The sequence below is a fragment of the Rathayibacter sp. AY1E8 genome, from assembly GCF_002931415.1.
GTDB lineage: Bacteria > Actinomycetota > Actinomycetes > Actinomycetales > Microbacteriaceae > Rathayibacter.
This window is the reverse complement of record NZ_PSVI01000104.1, coordinates 1-3,434: the sequence shown is the minus strand read 5'-3', so window position 1 is coordinate 3,434 and position 3,434 is coordinate 1. Positions and strand designations below refer to the sequence as shown.

Sequence of the window (3,434 nt, the reverse complement as noted above, 5' to 3'; positions counted from 1 at the left end):
GTGGCGCACGAGCCGCACGCGCGACCTCGTCGACTAGGAGCCCTCATGTCGTCCTCCACCGTCACCACGCCCGCCGCCCGCCGCGTCCGTCGGCACTCTCCTGCCCCGTCCTCTCCGGCCCTGCTCTGTCCTCTCCGTCCACGTCCTCTCCTGCCCCGTCCGGTCAGGAGCGTCCCGCCGCGGCGACCGCTCCACGCCGCCCTTGCCTCCGCCCGTGCCTCCGCCCGTGCCGCCGCCCGACCTCACCGGATGCCGCTGCGCGCGAACCCCTGCACGAAGTAGCGCTGGAAGCACAGGAACAGCAGCACCATCGGCAGCACCGACACCAGCGCCAGCGCCATGCTCGCGCTGTAGTCCGGCGTCGACTGGCCCTTGAGGTAGAGCAGGCCGATCGGCAGCGTGAACAGCTCGTTGTCCTTCAGGGCGATCAGCGGCCAGGCGAAGTCGTTCCAGCTGCCGAGCAGAGTCAGCAGGATCAGGACGGCGATCAGCGGCTTCGAGAGCGGCAGCACGATCTGCAGGAACACCCGCAGGTGGCCGGCGCCGTCGATCCGCGCCGCCTCGATCAGCTCCTCCGGGATGGAGAGGAAGAACTGCCGGGCGAGGAAGATCCCGAAGGCCGCCGCTGCTCCGGGCAGGATCACCGACCAGTAGGTGCCGTAGATCTGCAGTCCGGTCACGAGCTTGAACTGCGCGACCATGATCGCCTGCACCGGGATCATCATCGTGGCCAGTGCGAGCAGGAACAGCAGGTTCCGCCCCGGGAAGCGCAGCCGCGCGAAGCCCCAGCCGGCCAGCAGGTTCACCACGACGGTGAACACCGTGACGAACACCCCGATCACGATCGAGTTGACGAACCACTCGCCCACGGGGAAGCGCGCGAACACCGTCGCGAAGTTCTCGAACGAGATCTCGCTCGGCCAGAAGCGGGGCGGGCCGGGCGCGAACACCTCGCCGCGCGGCGAGAAGGCGATGACGAGCATCCAGTACAGCGGGAAGAACACGATCGCCGAGGCGACGATCGCGACGACGAGGCGGACGACGAGTCCGGAGCGGGAGCCGTCGCGGCGGGAGGGACGCCGGCGCGGGGTCTCGCGGACGGTGGCCGCGGCGACCGCGGCGGGCGTGGTGACGGTGGAGGACGACATGAGGGCTCCTAGTCGACGAGGTCGCGCGTGCGGCTCGTGCGCCACTGCAGGTAGGTGAAGGCGAGGGAGACCAGCAGGATGACGACGCCGAGCGCGGCGCCGTAGCCCTGCTCGCGGACCTGGAAGCCGTTGCGGTACGCGTAGGTGCCGAGCACCGACGTGGAGAAACCGGGGCCGCCGCCCGTCATCACGAAGACGATGTCGAAGACCTGGAACGAGGCGATCACGTTCATGATCAGCAGGAAGAAGGTGGACGGGCCGACCAGCGGCACCGTCAGTGCGCGGAACTGCTGCCAGCGCGTCGCTCCATCGATCCGCGCGGCCTCGTAGAGCTCGGGCGAGACGCTCTGCAGGCCGGCCAGGTAGATCACCATGTTGAAGCCGATCCGCAGCCACACCGCGGTCAGCATCACCGAGATCATCGCCGCGGAGCCGTCCGACTGCCACGCGACCGGCGAGGCGCCCAGCGAGCTCAGCACCTTGTTCACGATGCCCGAGGACTCGCTGAAGATCGTGACCGCGATCATCCCGGAGGCGACGCCCGAGATCACCAGGGGTAGCACGATCACCGTGCGGAAGATCCCGCGGGCGGGCAGCACGGAGTTGAGCAGCACGGCCAGGCCGAGGCCGCCGGCGAGCTCGAGCGGCACGGTGACCGCGGTGAAGAGGAGCGTGTTGCCCAGGCTCTGCCAGAACACCGGGTCGGCGCCCATCCGCAGGTAGTTCGCGAAGCCGACCCACTCGGGCGTGCCGAAGCCGCGCGACTCCTGGAACGAGAGCTGGATCGCCCAGAGGATCGGCACGAACAGGAACAGCGCCATCAGGAGCAGGTTCGGGCCGACGAAGCCGAAGCCGGCGAGGGCCTCGCGCCTGCGGGCCGACCGCGGCCGGGCGGAGGAGCCCGCTCGGCCGCGGAGGGTGGTGGCGGTCATCAGCTGGTCGCCTGCTGGATGGCCGCGTCGAGGCCGGAGAGGGTCTCCTCGGTGCTGCGTCCGCCGACGAACGCCTCCTCGAGCTGGTCCTGCATCGCGACGGAGATCTTCGCGAGGAACGGCGAGGTGAGCTGCTGCACGTCGCGCGGCGTGATCGTCGCGGCCTGCTCGACGAAGACTGGCATCACGTCCGGGCGCACCGCGAAGTCGATCGACGCGGGGTCGATGTCGGACCGGGTGGGCAGCTCGTTCGTCGCCGCGCAGAACTCGGCCATGGTGTCGGCCTGCGTCATGAACGAGAGGAACTCGGTCGCGAGCTCGGGGTCATCGGTGTCGGCCGTGGCGACGAGGGCGTTGCCGCCGAGGTCGGTCGCGCCGCGCTCGTCGACGGGCATCGGCGTGGCGGTCCACTCGAAGTCGGCGAGGTCGTCGATGTCCGGCACGAGGAAGGACCCGGCGAAGGCCATCGCCGCGGTCTGCTCCGTGAAGAAGGAGTCGGCGTAGGTGGCGGACTTCACCGAGCTGGTCGGCGGGACCCAGTCGTTGTCGAAGAAGCTCTTCGTGAAGTCCAGCGCCTTCGCGCCGGCGGCGGAGTCGATCGCCGGAGTGGTGCCGTCCTCCTCCAGGAGCGTGCCGTCGGCCTCGAACAGCCAGCTCAGCCAGCGGGGCGTGCCGCCGAGCTGCCAGTTGTAGACGAACGGGTACTGCTCGGCGGGCAGGCTCGCGCGCAGCTTCGCGGCGGCGTCGGCGAACTCCTCCCAGGTCCACGCCTCGTCGGCGGTGGTCGGCACGTCGGTGATGCCGGCCGCCGCGAGCAGCTGCGTGTTCACCAGCAGCGCCGACACGTCGGTCTGGTGCGGGACGCCGTAGGGCTTCCCCTCGAAGGAGACGGCCTCCTGGAACGCGGGCGTGAAGGAGTCGAAGTCGTCGATCCGGTCGGTCAGGTCGAGCAGCTGCTCCTGGCTGGAGTAGACGCCGAGGTTGCCGTAGTCGACGCGGAACACGTCGGGGGCCTCGCCCGACGACAGCTGCGCGTCGATGTTGCTGAACATCTGGTCGTAGGGGACGACGTTGAGCTCGACGCTCGCCCCCTCGTGCTCGGCCTCGAAGTCGGTGATCAGCGACTCGAAGGCCGCCTGCTCGGACTCGCTGGCCCAGGTGGTGAAGGTGATCGAGTCGGCGTCGGCCGAACCGCCGCCTCCTCCTCCGAAGCCGCTGCAGCCGGTGAGGGCGGCGGTCGACGCCAGGACGGCGGCGAGAGGGATGAATCGTCTGCGCATGGGTGGTCTCCTGCTGTGAAGGGTCGGACGGGGGCGTGCTCGACGGCGTCGCGGCGAACGCGGCGGTCGAGCCG

At 69.9% G+C, this 3,434-nt stretch carries 3 protein-coding genes; all 3 read right to left on the bottom strand.

Annotation, left to right across the window (positions count from 1 at the left end):
- Positions 1-242: 242 nt before the first annotated feature.
- From C5C74_RS16755 to C5C74_RS16745, 3 genes are read right to left on the bottom strand one after another with little or no spacing between them, the layout of a single operon-like run.
- On the bottom strand, positions 243-1,148 hold the full coding sequence (locus C5C74_RS16755; protein WP_104351933.1) for a carbohydrate ABC transporter permease: 906 nt from the start codon (positions 1,146-1,148) through the stop codon (positions 243-245).
- A gap of 8 nt (positions 1,149-1,156) precedes the next feature.
- Positions 1,157-2,080: a carbohydrate ABC transporter permease gene (locus C5C74_RS16750; protein ID WP_104239656.1), complete on the bottom strand. Its 924-nt coding sequence runs from the start codon at positions 2,078-2,080 to the stop codon at positions 1,157-1,159.
- On the bottom strand, positions 2,080-3,360 hold the full coding sequence (locus C5C74_RS16745; protein WP_258064220.1) for a sugar ABC transporter substrate-binding protein: 1,281 nt from the start codon (positions 3,358-3,360) through the stop codon (positions 2,080-2,082). The genes C5C74_RS16750 and C5C74_RS16745 overlap by 1 nt, the downstream gene beginning before the upstream one ends.
- Positions 3,361-3,434 lie beyond the last annotated feature (74 nt).